The organism is Hyalangium sp., assembly GCF_045802625.1.
Taxonomy (GTDB): Bacteria; Myxococcota; Myxococcia; order Myxococcales; family Myxococcaceae; genus Hyalangium.
On sequence record NZ_JBJMQP010000054.1, the window covers coordinates 80053 to 97614 of the forward strand.

Sequence of the window (17562 nt, forward strand, 5' to 3'; positions counted from 1 at the left end):
GCGCTCAGAACAGGCTGTACAGGCGGGCCAGGGGGACGCGGGTGGCCGGCTCGCAGCGCAGCAGCTCTCCGTCGGCGCGCACCTCGTAGGTCTCCGGATCCACGGTGATGCGGGGGAGCGCATCGTTCAGGCGCATGTCACGCTTGCCAATGCCTCGGCAGTTGCGCACCGCGCTCAGCTGCTTGTGCAGCCCCAGCGCGTTCACCCGGCCCTCCTCCAGCGAGCGCCGCGACACGAAGGCCAGGCTGGTGGCTCCCGTGGCTCGGCCGAAGGCGCCGAACATGGGGCGCATCTGCAAGGGTTGTGGCGTGGGGATGGACGCGTTGGCGTCTCCCATCTGCGCCCAGGAGATGAACCCGCCCTTCACCACCAGCTCCGGCCGAGCCCCGAAGAAGGCTGGTCGCCAGAGCACCAGATCCGCCAGCTTGCCCACCTCCACCGAGCCCACCTCGTGGCTGAAGCCGTGCGCGATGGCCGGGTTGATCGTGTACTTGGCCACGTAGCGGCGGATGCGGAGGTTGTCGTTGTCACCCCGCTCGTCCTTCAGCCGGCCCCGCTGCTCGCGCATCTTGTGCGCCGTCTGCCAGGTGCGAGTAATCACCTCGCCCACCCGGCCCATCGCCTGGCTGTCGCTGGAGATGATGCTGATGGCTCCCAGGTCGTGGAGGATGTCCTCCGCGGCGATCGTCTCTCCGCGGATGCGGCTCTCGGCGAAGGCCACGTCCTCGGGGATCTGCCGATCCAGGTGGTGGCAGACCATGAGCATGTCCAGGTGCTCGTCCAGCGTGTTCACCGTGTACGGGCGCGTCGGGTTCGTCGAGCTGGGGATGACGTTCGGCTCGCCGCACACGCGGATGATGTCCGGCGCGTGTCCGCCGCCCGCTCCCTCCGAGTGGTACGTGTGGATGGTGCGCCCCTTGAACGCGGCGATCGAGTCATCCACGAAGCCTGACTCGTTCAGCGTGTCGGTGTGGATGGTGACCTGGATGTCCTCGGCCTCGGCCACGCCCAGGCAGCAGTCGATCGCCGGGGGCGTGGTGCCCCAGTCCTCGTGCAGCTTGAGCCCCGCCGCGCCGGCCCGGATCTGATCCACCAGGCCCTCCGGCTGCGAGGTGTTGCCCTTGCCCGTCAGCGCGATGTTGAGCGGCAGCGTGTCCGTGGCCTGCAACATCAGCTCGATGTGCCGGGCGCCCGGCGTGCACGTGGTGGCGTTGGTGCCCGTGGCCGGCCCCGTGCCGCCCCCGACGAAGGTGGTGACTCCCGAGGCGATCGCCTCGAAGGCCTGCTGCGGGCAGATGTAGTGGATGTGCGCGTCGATGCCGCCCGCCGTGACGATGTGGCCCTCGGCGGAGATGACCTCGGTGGTGACGCCCACGAGCATCCCCGGCGTCACCCCGGGCATCACTCGCGGGTTGCCCGCCTTGCCGATGCCGGCGATCCGGCCCTGCTTGATGCCGATGTCCGCCTTGTAGATGCCCGTGAAGTCGACGATGAGCGCGTTGGTGATGACGCAGTCGAGCGCCTCCGCGTCCCCGATACCCGGCATCTGCCCCATCCGGTCGCGCAGCACCTTGCCGCCGCCGAACTTGCACTCATCTCCGTAGGAGGTGAAGTCCCGCTCCACCTCGGCGACGAGGCCCGTGTCGCCCAGCCGCACCCGATCTCCCGTGGTGGGGCCGTACATGTCCGCGTAGTGGCGGCGATCGAGAGTGCGGCTCATGGCGTACCTCCTGCCGGCTGGGTCGGTGCGATGGGGACGAGCGTCACCGTCTTGCGGTCTCCGGGCTCGAAGCGCACGGCCGTGCCCGAGGGGATGTCCAGCCGCATGCCGGTGGCCTGCGTGCGGTCGAACTCGAGCGCGCGGTTGGTGTGCTCGAAGGGGTAGTGGCTGCCCACCTGGATGGGACGGTCGCCGCGGTTCTCCACGGCGAGCGTGACGCGCGGGCGGCCCACGTTGAGGGCAATCTCTCCTGGCTGGATGAGCACTTCGCCGGGCGGAGGCGAGGACTCGGCGGCGGTGGAGGCGAAGACCGAGGCAGCTGGAACGGGCAGGAAGCTCCCGTAGAGCGCCAGCGAGAGATCTCCTTGCTCCAGCGAGACCGGGTGGTGGACGGTGACGAGCTTGGTCCCGTCCGGGAAGGTGCCCTCCACCTGCACCTCGTGGAGCAGCTCCGCGACGCCCGGGAGCACCTGCGCCCGCCCGAGCATCCGCCGGCCCACGTCCATCAGCTCGGACACGGAGCGTCCGTCGCGGATGAGCTCGAGCAGCTGGGTGGAGATGAGCGCGACAGCCTCGGGGTAGTTGAGGCGCAGCCCGCGAGCCAGTCGTTTCTGGGCCAGGAAGCCAGCGGCGTGGAGCGTGAGCTTGTCCAACTCGCGCGGGACCAGGTGCATGGGAGCCTCTCAGTCACAACCAGAGGCGCGGATAGTGCTGCACCGCGTCAGCCGCGTCACCATTTCCTTGCGAGAGGATCGTCTCCCAGCAACGTGGGCAGGGCGCGCAGGCGAACTCGCACGGCGGACAGGGCCTCCTCGACGGAGGTGGCGGCCACGCGCAGCAGGGCGCCGTCCTCTCCCAGCGGGCTGGCCGTCTCGATGACGGGCGCGCGGCGCCGAAGGGGAGTCAGGGGCCGCAGGATGGCCTCGCGGAGAGGGGCCACCTCTGGGCCGAAGACCGCGAGCATGGCCAGGGCCTCGAAGCGGCCCATGCGCGCGGGCAGGGCTCCCTCCTCGGGAGTCAGGCGGACGGCATCCAGCAGGAGCGGTATGCCCTCGCGCTGGATGAGGGTGCGGGCCAGGTAGTGCTCGAAGGCCCACCGTTCTCCTCGCGCGGCCCGGCCGCAGGTGAACGTGTCCAGCAGGACCACCGAGGCGCGAGGCGCGAGCGTGACGGTGGTCTCCTGCGCGTAGCGAGCCCCCGCGAAGCAGGACACGGGGTCGGGCAGCAGGACGAGCAATCCATCCTCTCCCACGCGAGCGTGGAGCTCCTGCCGGCAGCCTCGCGGCGAGCGGTACACCTTGGTGGAGGACTGGGTGGAGAGCAGTCCGGTGGCTCGGGCCCCCACGTCCACCTCGACGTGGATCGAATCTCCATCCACCAGCCCCCCGCCGAAGCTGGCCAGGTAGGCCCAGATGCCCCGGCCGTGGTTGCGCGGCAGCAGGAGCTTGAGGGGGCTGTTGGCGCGCGCGGCCCGGACGATCGTCCCGCGAGCCCCGTGCTCGAGCGCGAGGACGCCTCTGCCGGGCGCGTGCTCCGGGCGCGCCTCGTTGTGCGCAAGGGCCCGCATCCGTCCTCAGTTGTCGCGCTTCTCGAAGTGGACGAAGTCGATGAGGAACGTGGTCGCCACCACCAGGGTGCGAAGCCGAGGGTCTTCGATGGCTCCGAAGGTGACGCCGAAGTTGTCGGCGCTCGTGAACAACTCCTTGCCGAGCCCGCTCCACTGCTTCTGGATCTTCCCCACCTCGCGGCCGTTCTGCTCCACGTTGAACGTCCACGGCTTGAAGAATGGGCCGCGCAGCATGGCGAGCACCTCGCCCGAGGCGTCGCGCACCTCGTAGAGCCGCTCGAAGAAGGCGAAGCGCTGCTGGATGCTGCCCAGGGGGCGGCCCATCCCGTCCTCCACGTTCAGGCGGGAGAGCCACCAGTGCCAGGGCCGCTTCAGCCGCAGCAGGATGGCACCGTCGGGCGTCTTCAGCTCCAGGGTGAAGGGGCGGCTCGCCTTGAGGAACATGCGCAGCAGGAACGCGCTGACGCTGTCGCCCACCTCGCCCACGAAGAACAGGGGCTGATCGTCATCGCCCACCACCATGTAGCGGTTGTGGGTCTCGATGCCGGTGAGGATCTCTCCCCACTCCTTCTTCTGCCGCACGCGCAGCGTGTGGTGGCGTTGGAACAGGGTGAGGGCGGTCGAGTCGGAGCGCATGGCGGCCTCGGGATGAGGGTTTGGCGCACCCTATCGTCCCGAGGCCCCTCTCGTCAGGAGAGAACCCTCACCGCGTGGCGAGCGTGTCCACGTGCTGCCGCAGCTTCGCCTCGTCGCCGATGCACGCGCTGAGGCCCGCCAGCGGCTGTGCTGCCTGGGCAATCTTGCCCCGGGTGCGAGGCCCCGCGGCCACCAGCCACGCCACACCGAGCGCCAGCTCCGCTACCTCGGGCACGCCGGTGAGCCCGGCGACGAGCGAGACCAGCGCATCCACCGCCTTCTTCACCTGGGCGCCGTGCAGCGGGTGGTTGCTGGTGATGCCCTGACGCAGCAGCTCCAGCAGCGCGAGCGCGGTGGCGCGGGCCTGGCGCACCGGCTCCGGGCCCGTACCACTGCCCTCCCACAGGCCGCTGGCGAGCTGGCGGGACAGCAGCGCGGTGATGTCCGTGCCCTCGGCCGGCTTCCTCTCTGCCGGGGCTTCCGCCAGGTCGAACGCATTGGCCAGCTCCTGCTCCAGGGGCTCAGGCTCGCTCGGCGGGGTGGACGGCGCGCCGTGGGACACGAAGGCGTCGGCGATCCGGCTGAAGAGGCCCCCCTTTGCCTTCGCGGGCGAGGGCGTGGGCATCCCTTCGGCCCTCGCGTTGCGGCTGAGCTCGGCGGCCGGGGCGGGCGCCGGCTGGAATTGCATGGGCGCGGCCGCGACAGGCATGGGAGCCGGGGCCGGGCGCGCGGCAGGCGGAGGCGGGGCCCCACCCGGCGCCTTTCCCCCGACGGCCGGCATGGAACCCGTGATGGCCCTGGCCCTCTGCCGCCTGGGCATCCCCTGGCCCAGGTCCTTCTTGAAGGAGGCGCCATCGGCGGCCTTCTCCGCCTCCTCCTGCTTCGCGGTGCCGAACATGGCCCAGCCCGCGGGCGCGTTCACGGGGACGACGCGCGTCTCCGGCTGGCCCGAGGCGCGGCGCTCACCGGTGCGCTCCTCCACCACGACGAAGGAGGTGTACCTGGTGACGATCTGGTGCGCCACGGCGAGCTGGACGATGCGCTCCTTCATCCGCTGGGCGCGGCGGCCATCCAGCTCGGCGGACTCCCACGCGCGGATGCGCTCGGCGGCCCACAGCTTCTCCACCGCCGGGCGATCCGAGGCCGCGGTGAAGTCCACGGGGATGGTGAGCGAGAACGGCTCGCGGCCCGAGCGGCCCTTGAGCGTCACCTTGCCCCGGCCCGCCGTGGGGTAGCGGCCGAACAGCGTCCACGGCACGGCGTCCACCAGCGGCGGCAGCTCCGCAGGAGCCAGCTCGGTGCCCTCCACGCCCTCGAAGGTGGCCGTGAGCTCCGTGACGCGCGGGGCGAGCGCACGGGAGAACTGGGCCACCACCTTGTCGTCGATGCGCTCGCCCGGGTGGATGAACTCCACCGCGCCGCCCGTCTGCCGCGCCATGTCTCGCAGCAGCACGTCGCTCACGTTGGTGCCGATGCCGAACGAGTACACGCGCGTCGTCTTCCGAGCCCCCAGCACCGCGCGGAGGATCTCCTCCTCGTTGCCCACCTGCCCATCCGTGAGCAACACCACCACGCCGTCCGGCACGCCCTGCACGGCGGCCGTCATCGGCTGGAGCAGCTCGGTGCCGCCCGAGGCATTGAGCGCGGCCACCCACCGGTCCGCCTGCTCCAGCGTCTTCTGCGTGAAGACAGCCGGCTCGGGGGCGAACGTCCGATAGCTGTTCTCGAAGGCGATGATGTTGAACCGGTCCCCCTCGCGCAGGTGGCGCAGGCACAGCCGCAGCGCGCCCTGGGCCTGGGGCAGGCTCTCTCCGGCCATGGAGCCCGAGGTGTCCACCACGAACACCACCTCCTGGCGCTTCGCCCCGCCCGCCATTCCGAGCAGGTCCGGCACCACGGTGAGGGCGAAGGTGCCCTCCTTCTCGCCCTGGCGGTGGGTGACGAGCGTGGTGAGCGAGGTGCTCGTGTCCTCGCTGCGCACGGTGAGGACGAAGTCGCGGTCCAGCGCCACCTCGCCCTTGGAGAACTTCACGCGCACCTTGGGCCCGTCCTTCTCGAGCGTGAGCGCGTGCGAGGGGCTCTCCACCACCACCTCGCGGCCCAGGTCCACCAGCAGGTCCATCTTCAGGCCGTAGCCCACCTGGCCGATCGGCGGGGTGATGCGGTCGGCGTCCGGCACCCGGTGGGTGGGGTTGGCCGAGCCATGCCCGGTGCGGTCTCCCTGCGCGCTGCCGGGGATGTAGCGCGGCGCCACCAGCGTGGGCAGCATCCACCGCACGCTGCCCTCCTCCACCTGGATGGCCTGGAGGAACTCCACCTCCACCAGCGTCTCCTCGTCCGGCAGCAGGTTGCCCACCTGGGCGGTGAAGACGTTGGGGCGCTCCTGATCCAGCAGCGCGGCGCCGTGGCCGGCGGTGACGGCGTCGTCGTACGTGCGGAAGGCCTCCTCGCGCTCCTTCACCACGCCCTGCACCTTGCGGCCGTTGCACTCCATGGAGAAGCCGGTGAGCGTCCCGTCCGAGGGGAGCGGGAACACGTAGACGGCCTCCACGGGGCGGCGCTCGGTGTTGCGGTAGCGCTGGCGCACGCGCACCCGCGCATGTCCGCCGAGGAGCTCACCTGTCACTTCCACGCCCTGGAGCGGAATCTGCGCGCCATCCCGCGTGAACAGCCCGCACTGCGTCCTCTGGTCTGCCTGCTCGGTCGTCATTGGGGTTCTACCTTTCTTCCGACTGCTCGATGAGGGCGCGCACGCGTTCGGCGAGCGCACGGGTCTTGTCGTCCGCGGTGTCCGCGAGGTGCAGCTCCAGCCCCGGCGCCAGCTCCCAGCGCCGATAGCCTGCCACCGCCACCTGCCTGCTTGTCGAGGCCGGCCCCGTCGTGGACACCTCGGAGGCCTTCAGCGGTTCCGGCGCCGCGGCCGGAGGCGGCGGGAGGATGTCCTTGGGCAGCTCGGACTCCGCCAGCGTCCGCAGCTCCTCCGGGCTCAGGCGCGCCAGCTCCACCTGGATGGCATCCAGCGGCAGGAAGCGCGCCTGCAGCACGCGAATGGCCTTGAGCCGCCGCAGGTGCTCCTCGCCGTAGACGGTGTCCGGCCCCTTGAAGGGCGGGGCGGGCAGCAGCCCTCGCTGCACGTAGTAGCGCACCGTGCGCGGCGAGACGCCTGCCTCGGCGGCCAGCTCGGCCAGCTTCCATTCGGTCTGTGTCTTCCTCGGGCTCACGAGTCAGACAATAAGACTCGACAGTTTAAGTGTCAAGATGACAGTGCGAGAAATCTCGCCACTGGCGGGTTGGCGCCCGGGTGGGACGCGCCACTGGCAGAGTGGGTGGCGAGTCGGACGTGCCACTGGCGAGAAGCTCAAAGGGAGGCGCACGGAGGCGTGGTGCAGGCCAGCCCGCGCGGCTCGAGTGGCTTCGCGTGGGCCAGGTCATCCAGCAGCCGTAGGAAGTCCAGCAGCACCCGGGGCATGAGGAAGTGGCGGCGCACATGCTCGCGTCCCTGCTCGCCCAGGTAGTGCGCCTCCTGGGGGTGTTGCAGCAGGTGCAGCACGGCCTCCGCGCACTGCTCCACGCTGTCGACGAGGAGCCCGCCGACGCCCTCGGGCATCTGCAGGGGGATGCCTCCGGCGCGCCCGGCGACGACCGGAGTGCCCTTCCACAGCGCCTCGGAGACGACGAGGCCGAAGCCCTCGCGGATGGACTTCTGGATGACGACATCCGAGAGCAACTGGAAGGCGTTGACCTCGATGTTCCCCACGCCCACCAGGTTGGTGAAGATGTGGATGCGGTTGTCGTCGGCGGTGGCGTCGCGGATCTGCCGGTAGACGTCCCAGCCCTCGGGGTCATCCAGGGCGAGCGAGCCCACCATGGCGAGCTGCAGGTGGGGCAGCTCGGCCCGCACGCGCCGGTAGGCGGCGATGACCCCGAGCGGATCCTTCCAGGGATCGAAGCGGCTGATCTGGGTGACGAGCGGCCGGTTGGTGCGCACGCCGATCCACTCGAGCACCTGCCGCGCCAGCTTTTCCGGGAGCGGGAGGTTCTTGGGGCTGAGCGGATCAATTGCGGGCGATTGGATGGCGACGTGGGAGATGGGGAAGCGCGGGGGGATGAACTCCGGGAGCGTGAAGATGGCGGCGTCGTAGGCGCTGAGGAACGGGCGGAGGAACTCCCAGGCCTCGGGGTTGGGGTTCGAGGTGTCGATGTGGCAGCGCCAGATCCACCGCGCGCCCTTGCGGCCGCCGAGCATGGGCAGGGCGGCGGGCTGCGGATCATGGACGATGATGAAGTCGTAGTCCTCGGAGAGGTGCGAGGAGTTGAGCCGCGACTGGGCGAGGTACGTGGCCTTGTCCGACTCGGAGAACCCGCCGGGGGCGCCCTGGAGCGCGTTATGGAGGCGCTTGGTGACGTGGAAGAACTCCTGATCGCCGCGGATGATCTGCCAGTCGGTCACGAGCCCGAGATCATTGAGGAGGGCAACTCCCGAGCGGAGGAGCTCCGAGACACCACCGCCGTAAGGAGTGGCATTGAGCTGGAGGCAGCGGGCGCCGCGCAGGCGCTCGGCGAGGGAGAGCACCTCGTCCATCTGCTCATCGGGGGCAATGCCCCGGTACGCCGAGAACGAACGCTTGCCGAGGTCGACGAGGTCCAGCATCGGGCACTCCGGGGAATGGTCCTGAGGAAGGTTGGACACGCGGGGCTGGGGCTTCAGCGAGGAGGCGAGGGAAGCCGGGGAGGAGGCCCGGGGCACGGTGGCCTGAAGGGATGCCCGCTCATCCGGTGCCGAACGAAAGCCCGAACGGCTCGTTGCCTTGTCAGGGGGCGATCCCTAGGGTCGGGAATCCCTTCGGAGGATCTATGCGTCGCGCCGTGATCATCGCCGCCGTCCTGGCCGCCATCGCCGTTGCTTGTCGGACGACCCAGCCTCCCGGGACAGAGAACCAGGTGCCCATCGATCAGGTGGGGCCGGAGCCCGTGCAGAACGTCCCTGCGGAGCCCCCGGGCCCCGCGGGCCCCATCACCGCGCCGCCGGTGGACGCGGGCACGCCACCGATGGATGCGGGGACGCGGCAGTAGGAGTCTCTGGCTAGGAGAAGATGTTGGACCGAGCGGCCTCGGCGATGGCGACGACGGCGGGGTGGCGCAGGCGGCGCTCGACGGTGATGGCGTAGAAGCAGTTCTCGATCTCCTCGGTGCGGCCGATGACGGAGACGTCGAACTGTCGAGAGACCTCGGCCTCGATCACGGAGGGCATGGCGAAGACGCCAAGCCCGCGCTGTCCGAAGGCCTTGAGGAGGGCGCTGTCGTCGAAGTCGCCGACGATGGTGGGGCGCACGCCTTGAGCCTCGAACCAGAGATCGAGCGCATGGCGGACCGAGCTGGCCTCGGAGGGCATGAGCATGGGAGCGCCGTCGAGGGATCGAGGGAAGCCCTTGCGGAGGTGGGAGTGCGAGGCGGCGGCGAAGAAGGACACCCCACACTTGCCGAGCAGGTGATTGAAGGCGCGGACGCTGACGGGCTCGGAGCCGGGGGCATCGGCGAGCACGACATCCAGCTCGTGGAGGGCGAGCGAGGCCAGCAATTGGGGCAGGGGGCCCTCGCGACAGACGAGGCGCAGGGGCCCCACGTCGAGGGCGGGCTGGAGCAGGCGCTCGGCGACGACCTTGGGGACGACGTCGGCGACTCCGACCTGAAGGCGGAGCTGCTGACCGGAGGGCAGGCCACCGACGACGTTCTTGAGCTCATTGCCGAGCCGGAAGATCTCATCGGCGTAGCGCATGACGGTGCGGCCCACGTCGGTGAGGACGAGCTTGCGGCCCCGGCGTTCGAAGAGCTTGTGGCCGAGGGCTTCCTCGAGGAGCTTGATCTGGCTGCTGATGGTGGGTTGGGCGAGGCGCAGCTCTTCGCCGGCCTTGGCGATGGTGCCGGCCCGGGCGACGGTCCAGAAGTAGAGCAGGTGGTGATAGTTGAGCCAGCTCACGCGTACCTCGAAGGGGGCGGGACGCGCCTTTGGATTCACGAGGAGGCACAGGGTTCCGCGCGCGGAGTGACCTGGAAGGAGGGCTTCTGGGCATCCGAGAGTGGGAGGGCTGGTAAGGGATGGAGGGTGTGGGGGCTGGCGGGCGGATGCTGGGGGACAGGAGGATCAGAACGCGCTTGACGTGAGGAGGGAGTCCCCGTAAATCGGCGCCTGCCTTCGCAGTGGCATCCGCCCAGGTAGCTCAGTCGGTAGAGCAGGGGACTGAAAATCCCCGTGTCGGTGGTTCGATTCCGCCCCTGGGCACAAAAAAATCAAGAGATTTCAGGGCGTTGGACTTCGGTCTGGCGCCCTTCTTTTTTGCCCGCCGTGCGCCATGGGCAAAATACGGGCAACCTCCTGCTCGTTTCCTCCATGAGGAGGTCGCGAGCTGATGGGCGAGCGCCCATCTACCTCGACGCGCCCCTGGCCGAAGAGTTCCTGATCTGGAACCGGGATGTGAAGAAGAACTCCCGCGAGTGGCTGGAGAAGCAGCAGCGATACCTCGCGTGGTGGGCCGATCAGCTCAAGGGGCTCGACCTGCGGAAGGTCAGCCTCGTGGATCACATCAAGCCCGCGTTGAAGAGCGCCGGGAAGAGTCCCCACCGGATAGCGGTCCTCAAGAGCGTCTACTCCTGGCTGCGGAAGGAGAAGCACCTGCTTTCGGTGAACGAGGACCCGACGTTCCAGACGCTGGTCGTGCCCCAAGCGAGGCCTGAGCAGTGGAAGCGGGACAAGGTTATTCCTCGGGAGCACTACCTCCTGGCGCGAGAGCACCTTGCTCCGCACTGGCGCGACGGGATGGACGTGCAGGCTGGGACCGGCCGGCATGTCACCGAGCTGATCCGTTTCGCCAAGGAGGGCAGCGTGGAGCCGTATCGGGGCGATGCCGAGGAAGTCTCGGGAGTGCTGGTGTGCCCTCAGACGAAGAGCGGCGAGCCGTTGCGCACCGCCGTGTCCGCCGAAGTGCTGGAAGCCGGGAAGCGACTGCTGGAGCGAGGCACCTTTGGCCGCGAGAAGTACGGCATGGCGATCATCTCGGCGTGCAAGGCAGCGGGCATCCCGTCATTCACCCCCGGTAGGTTCCGGCACTCCGTCGCCACCTGGGCCATCGAGAAGGGAGCTGACCCTGCTTCCGTCGCGGCCTTCCTCAACCACAAGAGCCCGAGCACCACGCGGCGCTTCTATGCGACGCATGCCGTCCCGGCGAAGATTCCCACCTTGCGGTGAAGAACTGTTCCTGCTCATTTCACCACCACCAACGAGGAGACACGATGGGCAAGACGCAGCTTGAGGCGACGACGATGTGGACGTGCGATACCTGTGGCCAGAAGATCAACAGCGCAAAAGACGGCTGGGTCGAGTGGCTGCACTTCTTCCCAGGGCCCGCTTCCGGCCCCAAGGGACACGGTCTTCGCCTTGTGCATAACGGCGGTACAAGTCCCCGAGGGCTCTCGGGGTGTCAGTACGGCAAGGGGGCGAAGAAGCCCAACGAGATGGTGCAGGATCTTCAGCTCGAAGAGTTCCTGGGTGCCGATGGGCTGATGCGCCTCCTCGAACTCATCTACGACCAGAAGGTGCCCACCGAGGAGGTGCTAGAGATGATCAAGCGCCTGCACATACCTGGCTACGAGGAAGCGCGTCTCCACTTCGAGAGCGCCATTGCAGCGGGCGAATTCGAACCGAACACTGCACCTGGATTCCCGTTCCAGTTCCAGATTGCTGGGGTTCTCAAGTTCGCACGCAGCCGCCAGTCAGACGAGTGACCATCCACTCCTGGGAGGTCGTATGGAGCCGGGCTTGGGGGGATCTCACTCCCCAGCCAGTAGAGGCCGCGCCGGGGGGCGCTGCCGTCGTAGCAGGCGGGGTACGCCTGCTCAGGGTCCGCTCTTCTTCAACCAGAAGAAGCTCCCCCCACTGCGAAGCGCCCGCTCCAGGAACTCCTCGAAGGAGCGGGCGATCTGCTTGCAGTGCTTCGGGTTTGGCCACGCCTCATGCCAGCCGTCCATGATGGGATACCGGCTGTCCTCCTGCCGCTCCATATCCACGAGGACGTAGTCTCCGTCCTGGAGATCGCAGATGGCGTACATCGAGGCGGGGCCGTCCTCGTCCTTGTCCTCTCCGAAGATCGCCACTCGGGCTCGGATGATCTCCGACAGCGGGAGGAAGCGATAGTTCGCGTCCGGCCTCCGCTTGAACAAGGTCCCCCCGTTGCAATGCAGGTAGAAGGCCCGCAGATCGGGATCCAGCCGCCAGCCGACCCGCCGCTCGAACTCGTCGATCTCTTCGGGAGTGGCGGGAGGATTCGGGAAGTGATGGTGCGAGATCTCTTCGAGGAGGGACTGGAGGGGCATGGCCTTCAATCCGTGTAGGGTCGGTCGGGACCGACAGTGCCCCTGGAAAAATGGATCCGACTTTCCCTCAAGGCTTGAGTCTCTTCTCACTGGAGCCTGTCCCTCCCGGAGCGGGGGGCTCGCAGGCTCCAGCTTTCTCGGAGTGACTGTGGGCGTGGGCACTCACCCTGGCGCAGCGGGTGGCGGTGGGGTAGGTGGCGGTGACGCTGGAGAAGGAACAGGCGCAGGCGCAGGGGCGGGCGCGGGCGGAGGAGAAGAGGCCGGTGGTGGCGCCGACGCGGGCGTACCGGTGCCCGTGTCCGGTAGGGGAACGGCAGGTGAGGGTGTTGGCTCGGGCGAAGGAGTGCTTGGGCGATAGGGCTCGGGCTCGGCCGGAAGCGGTTCGGCTCGTGGTGGCGGGGCCTCGCCTACCACTTCGCCTTGGGGGGTGACTGCGTACACATAGTGCCAGTCGAGCACGCGCCCGACTGGGCCACCGCACCGATTAAAGTGTTGGCCCAGCGCCACGTAATACAGGCCCGGCGTGGGGCCTGTGGAGACGGCGACATCCATTCCCTGCGCGGGAGTGGAGCATCCCCAGAACAGTCCTGGATCCGTGTTGGTTCTCACCATTTCACGGATGGCGGCCGCTGCGGCAATCGCGGCCTCTGCCTCGATGGCAGGGACGATGAGCTTGGCCGATTGCTCGTCTTGCGCGGTCTCCGGCCACTTCACCTCTCCCTTCCAGGAGACAGCGGGCCTGATACAGCCAGGCAGTATCGCTGCGAGTACAGCCAGTGCACACACCTTGATCATCTCTTTCCTCCATCGCACCCAGCAACAGAACTCTGGGCGCTGCGTTCCATCGCTCCGGTTTCCCTCATGGCTTGAGTCGCATAGGCGCGGTCCACGCTCCAGGCCAGGTGTCTACTCGCTCAACAGATGCAGAGATCCCTGACGACATCGAGGCACGGTCATGCCGTGCCCAGTGAGGTTGCCTGGGGCGCAGTGACCGAGAGTGACCCAGCGAGACTTGGCATTGCTCCACTGTTGGATCTCGCCCGTGGGAAACCAGCGGAGGAAGATGCGCGTGCCGTCCTGGCGCTCGGCCACCAGTGCCGAGGCCAGCTCAATCGGCGTGTTCTTGTAGCGGGCCGGAGCCGGGTTGCCCGGCCACAAGCGGACTTCCGCCATGGTCACAAGGGGGTTGAACGCGTCCGTCGGCCAAGGGATGAGATCATCCGAAGAGGGAGGCGCGGCGCAGAGATGGTTGTGCACGTACCCGACGACCCATACCTGAGAGGGAGGGTAGTCCTCATCCTTCACCGCGAAGAACGGCCTGCATGTCTTGTGGTTTCCCGCGACGGGCTCGGACACGCGCCAGGACAGGGAGTCGCTGTCTCCAGCGACATAGACCGTCGAGCAGTACTCCGTGGACATGCCCACTATGGGCCGCTGCGTTGCCCAGTCACACACCTTGGCGCCCGGGAGCTTGAGCAGTGCGTCCGCGACATCTCGAAGCAAGGAGATGGGGATGGAGGTGTCCCCCGTGGGCATCTCGACGGTGGGCACATCCGACCACGGTCCGCGAGGGACGGGCGCATCTTGAGGCGTCATGTTAGCCGGGGGCGGAGTCGCGCATGCTGCTCCGAGAAGGAGGAGCGGAAGCAGAGATTTCATGAACGCCTTCTCGCGAAGGGAGGACGTGCCCAAGCACGGTGGTACGGCAAGCCTACGCACTTCGCGAGTCTGCTGCCACACCCTCAGCCGGGCATACGCGCCCCCTGGGAAGCGGGTGGTGGTGCTGCTGTGGCGGACCGAGGCCACCCACAGTAGTGGTCCGTGGACGCCCCGCTTGCAACGTGGTCCGGTGAATCTCCCCTCCCTGGCGGGATAAGGGCCAGGCTGGAGGGACTCATTGCCTCGGGGGACATCAAGACGGTGCCGTTCAACGGTCGGGTCCGCATCCCACTTGCGGAGGTCGAGCGGATCTTGAACGAGGGCATCCCGACAGTGGACGCTCCCCGGCCCAGGATCCGCCGTCCTATACGTGCAAGCACGCCCGAGCTGTCCGAGTCACCGGGCGAGAAGATCCGCAAGCTGAAATTCTGATTATTCAGTCCCCTTCATGAAGCGCATCGTATTGGAGTGATCATGAGCAAATCCTTCATCAACGGGCGCTCCGTCGTCCACAAGGGCGATGGAAAAACCAATGTCAGTGCCCCGCCAGATGTGTGCAAGACGCCATCTCCAGGTGGTCCTATCCCTGTTCCCTATGTGAATGTGTCACAGGACAGCGACTTGGCCGCAGGAAGCACCTCGGTTTTCATCAGTGGCAACTCCATTGCGTTGAAGGACTCACACTTGAGCACGAGCACAGGTGACGAGGCGGGAACAGCGGGAGGAGGCCTCATCTCGGCGAAGACGAAAGGGAAGACGACCTGGGGATCCTATAGTCTTGATGTGAAAGTCGAAGGCAAGGGTGTCGTCCGCTTTCTGGATGTTACCCAGCACAATGGGAATACCTTCAATACTGCATTCAAGCAACAAGGTGGTACGGGACTGGCTTACGGAGATGATCCCGTGAACGGGAGCACTCAGTGCCCAAACTGCTCCGAACCTAAAGCTGAACATCGTATCCACGAGACACCCATCGCCTTGAAGCATTCCAGAGAACTCCTGCGAGAACTCCTGAGGGTCGCAGAGGAGTTGCCGATAGAGGATGTTCTCAAGGTGGCCATAGAGGAAGACGGCACCGATACCTTCAGGGGCTACATGATCGGTGTGCTTCTCTGTAAATGCGGGGACGGCAGCAAGATATACGCTGCCATGTCGGGCAGTTACTACACGACGGCATTCACGAAGGCCGTTGAACAACTCGCAGCCAAAGACGGCAGATGGACTCTCTGTCAGCCACTCTCCGAGAAAGATTTCATTACGAACCCGCGTGGCGATGAAATTGCCCTGTCTTCATTTCGCAAGAAGAAGATCGGCAGGAACAAGCCTGGAGTCTGCGCCGCACCGCAACTCCTCCAAGGGGCTCAGAGAAGCGGCCACATCCCGCAGAGCATGTCCGAAGTCTGGTTTCGTCCACGAATCTGGAAGCGCTTTCGCCAAGGTAGCCAGACGGTCGCCGTGGAGCATGAGCGCAAAGGCAAACTCGTGAAGAGGTCCTTCAAGCATCGCGAGAGCGTACCCTCATGCGATACTTGCAAGGTCGTCGTGACAGAGATGCTCTGTGACGTTAACAAGAAGAAGTGTTGAACTCATGTGGCACGATGCGTATGTGGCTCCTCTCGGGGCACACAAGGAGAGGCTTGCGTGCGAGAGTTGATGGAGTACATCCGGCAGTATGATCCCGCCTTTTCCTCCAGGGTCGAAGGAGCATCCCAGGAGGAGGTAGCCAGACTGGAGCAGCTCGTGGGCCAGCCGTTACCTGCAAGGTACAAGCAGTTCCTGCGCACTCTCGGCAGATCCATGGGCGACCTTCAGGCCGAAGACACGGACTTTCGAATCGAGCGCGTTCTGAAGTTCTACGAGAACAGCAAGAGGCGTCCCCCTGCGCGGTATATCCTGATCGGGGCGCAAGTGGCGGACACATATGATCAGTATCTTCTCGACCGTGCGGCAGCATCAGGAGAAGAAGACTGCGCGGTGGTCCAAGCGGATCCTGCGGAGCCTTTCACCTCCACCGACTACATTCATACTTTGTATCCATCACTCCAAGACATGCTCTTCGTGCTGGCTTTCAGCACCAAGCGGATGGCGATGCTGCCGCATCGGCGTGATTTCCTCCCTTCACTCGTAGACAGCGGCAAAGGACGCCTCCGCATCGTACCTTCCGGGTTGCTTGATTCCCTTGAGGGGATCCTGGGTCGGCTTGGATTCCAGAAACTGCCGTACACCAGTGCGCTGAATCCGCTTTTCGAACGGGGTGATGCTGCGCTCTACGCCAGTCGCTCCCCTGAGGGAGACGGCGTAACTATAGAGCTGGGTGCCGAGGACCAACGGGAGTTTCGCCGACTAAGCGAGATTCTCCGCGATAACACGCCTCTCGTCTGAATCGCGCTGCGCGATCTTTCCTGCGGGAAGACCCCTCAAGTTGCGGGTTGGCAAGCAAGCGGGGGAGTGCGACTGCCATGGGCAAATTACGGGCAACCACATCGTTCCTTTTCGACCGTCCCAACCCCTCCGCCAGAGGAGGAACGGAGGGCAGCCAGGCGCTTGGGCGGCCTGAAAATCCCCGTGTCGGTGGTTCGATTCCGCCCCTGGGCACACAGCTTGAAGAACTCTCAGGGCCTCGAACTCCGGTTCGAGGCCCTTTGTTTTTCGCCCGCCAAGCGGCATGCGCTGCGGATAGAAGGCCGGGTTGAGTGGGTAGCCTTCCTGGGCGCCCTCCCGCTGGCACGTCTGCACTGCCATGGGCCATAGAAGAAGGTCGTCCTCATCCGGCCGCCGGACACCTCCAGCCAAGCTCTGAGCACCGAACAGGGGCACTCCGCCTGCCTGGTCCGCGTGCAGGTGCTGGCATGCGACGACCCGAGGTATTAGGTTGGGTACCAGAGACACTACCCGTTGGGGAAGGTCATGGACCCGAATGCAATCATGGCGCTCGAGAGAGCAGGTATCGACTCAACGCACCCGGAGCTCCTCCGAGTGCCCACCGTGCTCGGAGAGCAGGGCCGGGTGGTATCGCTGGACCAGGATCTGCCCGTCCCCGTGATGGATGAGCTGGAACGGGTGGTCTGGATCCCCCTGCTCCCCATCTCCCAGCTCTGGACGGGCTCGGCGGTGGCTCCGGACTTCTCCCGGGCTCCTCCGCCGGAATACGAGCCGTTCTTCATCCTGATTGAGACCACCGCCGCCGAGTATTGCGACGCGATCGGCCGCCCCGAGCGCGACAGGGAGTTCGAGCGCCTCTACCGCGCATTGAGGCGGCGCCCCGATGGCGTGGAACCCAACCCACTGTTCTCCTACCTGCGGGCCGCCGCGCGCCTCTACCTCTCCCTGCGAGACGTGAGCCGCGCCGAGTTCGAGGCCGTGGCCGACCGCCTACGTGTCTCGGCGCGGACCTTCGCCTCTCGGATCGACAGCACGAACTACCACCGCTTCGTGCTCGAGGAGTTCTTCCACCCCACGGCTCGGCCCCTTCCGCGGGCTGGCCTGGATGAAGAAGGTTTGAGCGCCCCCTGACTCTCTTGGATTTTTCGAGCGTATGTCCAGCCAACAGGTTGAATCCCCCTCCCACTCCAAGTCTTCTCCTCCACAGGCCGCCCCGGAGGCCCTGTCCCCC

At 66.8% G+C, this 17562-nt stretch carries 17 protein-coding genes and 1 tRNA gene; 8 read left to right on the plus strand and 10 right to left on the minus strand.

Annotation, left to right across the window (positions count from 1 at the left end; genetic code table 11):
* Positions 1–4: 4 nt before the first annotated feature.
* From ureC to ACJ8AT_RS11020, 7 genes are all read right to left on the minus strand, one after another.
* Positions 5–1720, minus strand: coding sequence for an urease subunit alpha (gene ureC, locus ACJ8AT_RS10990; RefSeq protein ID WP_407737627.1), 1716 nt, complete (start codon positions 1718–1720; stop codon positions 5–7).
* Positions 1717–2394 carry an urease subunit gamma gene (gene ureA / locus ACJ8AT_RS10995; RefSeq protein WP_407737628.1) on the minus strand — a complete coding sequence of 226 codons (678 nt, stop codon included), beginning with the start codon at positions 2392–2394 and terminating at the stop codon, positions 1717–1719. Before ureA ends, ureC begins: the two co-directional genes overlap by 4 nt.
* Before the next feature lie 56 nt (positions 2395–2450).
* Positions 2451–3287: an urease accessory protein UreD gene (locus tag ACJ8AT_RS11000; RefSeq protein WP_407737629.1), complete on the minus strand. Its 837-nt coding sequence runs from the start codon at positions 3285–3287 to the stop codon at positions 2451–2453.
* 6 nt (positions 3288–3293) lie between these two features.
* The gene (locus tag ACJ8AT_RS11005) at positions 3294–3923 is read right to left on the minus strand and encodes a phospholipid scramblase-related protein (protein WP_407737630.1); all 630 of its coding nucleotides are present in this window, start codon (positions 3921–3923) and stop codon (positions 3294–3296) included.
* A 67-nt stretch (positions 3924–3990) separates the two neighbouring features.
* Positions 3991–6633 (minus strand): VIT domain-containing protein, encoded by a 2643-nt coding sequence (locus tag ACJ8AT_RS11010; RefSeq protein ID WP_407737631.1) that lies wholly within the window; start codon positions 6631–6633, stop codon positions 3991–3993.
* Positions 6634–6640: 7 nt separating this feature from the next.
* Positions 6641–7144: a helix-turn-helix domain-containing protein gene (locus ACJ8AT_RS11015; protein ID WP_407737632.1), complete on the minus strand. Its 504-nt coding sequence runs from the start codon at positions 7142–7144 to the stop codon at positions 6641–6643.
* Between the two features lie 137 nt (positions 7145–7281).
* Positions 7282–8574 carry a glycosyltransferase gene (locus tag ACJ8AT_RS11020; protein WP_407737633.1) on the minus strand — a complete coding sequence of 431 codons (1293 nt, stop codon included), beginning with the start codon at positions 8572–8574 and terminating at the stop codon, positions 7282–7284.
* 203 nt (positions 8575–8777) lie between these two features.
* Between ACJ8AT_RS11020 and ACJ8AT_RS11025 the strand changes: the two genes are divergently transcribed.
* Complete coding sequence (locus ACJ8AT_RS11025; protein WP_407737634.1) at positions 8778–8996, plus strand: hypothetical protein; 219 nt, start codon at positions 8778–8780, stop codon at positions 8994–8996.
* 10 nt (positions 8997–9006) lie between these two features.
* On the opposite strand, the gene nhaR is transcribed toward ACJ8AT_RS11025, so the two are convergent.
* Positions 9007–9900: a transcriptional activator NhaR gene (gene nhaR / locus ACJ8AT_RS11030; RefSeq protein WP_407737635.1), complete on the minus strand. Its 894-nt coding sequence runs from the start codon at positions 9898–9900 to the stop codon at positions 9007–9009.
* Between the two features lie 230 nt (positions 9901–10130).
* Here nhaR and ACJ8AT_RS11035 point away from each other — a divergent pair.
* From ACJ8AT_RS11035 to ACJ8AT_RS11045, 3 genes are all read left to right on the plus strand, one after another.
* Positions 10131–10203: transfer RNA gene (locus ACJ8AT_RS11035), tRNA-Phe, on the plus strand.
* Positions 10204–10311: 108 nt separating this feature from the next.
* The gene (locus tag ACJ8AT_RS11040) at positions 10312–11166 is read left to right on the plus strand and encodes a tyrosine-type recombinase/integrase (RefSeq protein ID WP_407737636.1); all 855 of its coding nucleotides are present in this window, start codon (positions 10312–10314) and stop codon (positions 11164–11166) included.
* 44 nt (positions 11167–11210) lie between these two features.
* Positions 11211–11702 (plus strand): hypothetical protein, encoded by a 492-nt coding sequence (locus ACJ8AT_RS11045; RefSeq protein WP_407737637.1) that lies wholly within the window; start codon positions 11211–11213, stop codon positions 11700–11702.
* A 111-nt stretch (positions 11703–11813) separates the two neighbouring features.
* On the opposite strand, the gene ACJ8AT_RS11050 is transcribed toward ACJ8AT_RS11045, so the two are convergent.
* A complete protein-coding gene (locus ACJ8AT_RS11050) occupies positions 11814–12290 on the minus strand; it encodes an SMI1/KNR4 family protein (RefSeq protein ID WP_407737638.1) in 477 nt (158 codons plus the stop codon).
* Positions 12291–13196: 906 nt separating this feature from the next.
* Entirely contained in the window at positions 13197–13886 is a 690-nt protein-coding gene (locus ACJ8AT_RS11055) for a hypothetical protein (protein WP_407737639.1), read from the minus strand.
* 225 nt (positions 13887–14111) lie between these two features.
* On the opposite strand from ACJ8AT_RS11055, the gene ACJ8AT_RS11060 reads away from it, so the two are divergent.
* From ACJ8AT_RS11060 to ACJ8AT_RS11075, 4 genes are all read left to right on the plus strand, one after another.
* A complete protein-coding gene (locus ACJ8AT_RS11060) occupies positions 14112–14381 on the plus strand; it encodes a hypothetical protein (RefSeq protein ID WP_407737640.1) in 270 nt (89 codons plus the stop codon).
* Between the two features lie 42 nt (positions 14382–14423).
* Positions 14424–15533 (plus strand): DUF4150 domain-containing protein, encoded by a 1110-nt coding sequence (locus ACJ8AT_RS11065; protein ID WP_407737641.1) that lies wholly within the window; start codon positions 14424–14426, stop codon positions 15531–15533.
* 57 nt (positions 15534–15590) lie between these two features.
* Complete coding sequence (locus ACJ8AT_RS11070; RefSeq protein WP_407737642.1) at positions 15591–16331, plus strand: SMI1/KNR4 family protein; 741 nt, start codon at positions 15591–15593, stop codon at positions 16329–16331.
* 525 nt (positions 16332–16856) lie between these two features.
* Positions 16857–17462: a hypothetical protein gene (locus ACJ8AT_RS11075; RefSeq protein ID WP_407737643.1), complete on the plus strand. Its 606-nt coding sequence runs from the start codon at positions 16857–16859 to the stop codon at positions 17460–17462.
* The last annotated feature ends 100 nt before the right edge of the window (positions 17463–17562 follow it).

What these genes read in the sequence shown, in the direction of transcription:
- ACJ8AT_RS11005 (WP_407737630.1), bottom strand. Translation starts at nt 3,923, where the DNA reads ATGCGCTCCGACTCGACCGCCCTCACCCTGTTCCAACGCCACCACACG.
- ACJ8AT_RS11025 (WP_407737634.1), top strand. Translation starts at nt 8,778, where the DNA reads ATGCGTCGCGCCGTGATCATCGCCGCCGTCCTGGCCGCCATCGCCGTT.
- ACJ8AT_RS11050 (WP_407737638.1), bottom strand. Translation starts at nt 12,290, where the DNA reads ATGCCCCTCCAGTCCCTCCTCGAAGAGATCTCGCACCATCACTTCCCG.
- ACJ8AT_RS11045 (WP_407737637.1), top strand. Translation starts at nt 11,211, where the DNA reads ATGGGCAAGACGCAGCTTGAGGCGACGACGATGTGGACGTGCGATACC.
- ACJ8AT_RS11075 (WP_407737643.1), top strand. Translation starts at nt 16,857, where the DNA reads ATGGACCCGAATGCAATCATGGCGCTCGAGAGAGCAGGTATCGACTCA.
- ACJ8AT_RS11020 (WP_407737633.1), bottom strand. Translation starts at nt 8,574, where the DNA reads ATGCTGGACCTCGTCGACCTCGGCAAGCGTTCGTTCTCGGCGTACCGG.
- ACJ8AT_RS11065 (WP_407737641.1), top strand. Translation starts at nt 14,424, where the DNA reads ATGAGCAAATCCTTCATCAACGGGCGCTCCGTCGTCCACAAGGGCGAT.
- ACJ8AT_RS11055 (WP_407737639.1), bottom strand. Translation starts at nt 13,886, where the DNA reads ATGACGCCTCAAGATGCGCCCGTCCCTCGCGGACCGTGGTCGGATGTG.
- ACJ8AT_RS11000 (WP_407737629.1), bottom strand. Translation starts at nt 3,287, where the DNA reads ATGCGGGCCCTTGCGCACAACGAGGCGCGCCCGGAGCACGCGCCCGGC.
- ACJ8AT_RS11010 (WP_407737631.1), bottom strand. Translation starts at nt 6,633, where the DNA reads ATGACGACCGAGCAGGCAGACCAGAGGACGCAGTGCGGGCTGTTCACG.
- ureA (WP_407737628.1), bottom strand. Translation starts at nt 2,394, where the DNA reads ATGCACCTGGTCCCGCGCGAGTTGGACAAGCTCACGCTCCACGCCGCT.
- ureC (WP_407737627.1), bottom strand. Translation starts at nt 1,720, where the DNA reads ATGAGCCGCACTCTCGATCGCCGCCACTACGCGGACATGTACGGCCCC.
- ACJ8AT_RS11040 (WP_407737636.1), top strand. Translation starts at nt 10,312, where the DNA reads ATGAGGAGGTCGCGAGCTGATGGGCGAGCGCCCATCTACCTCGACGCG.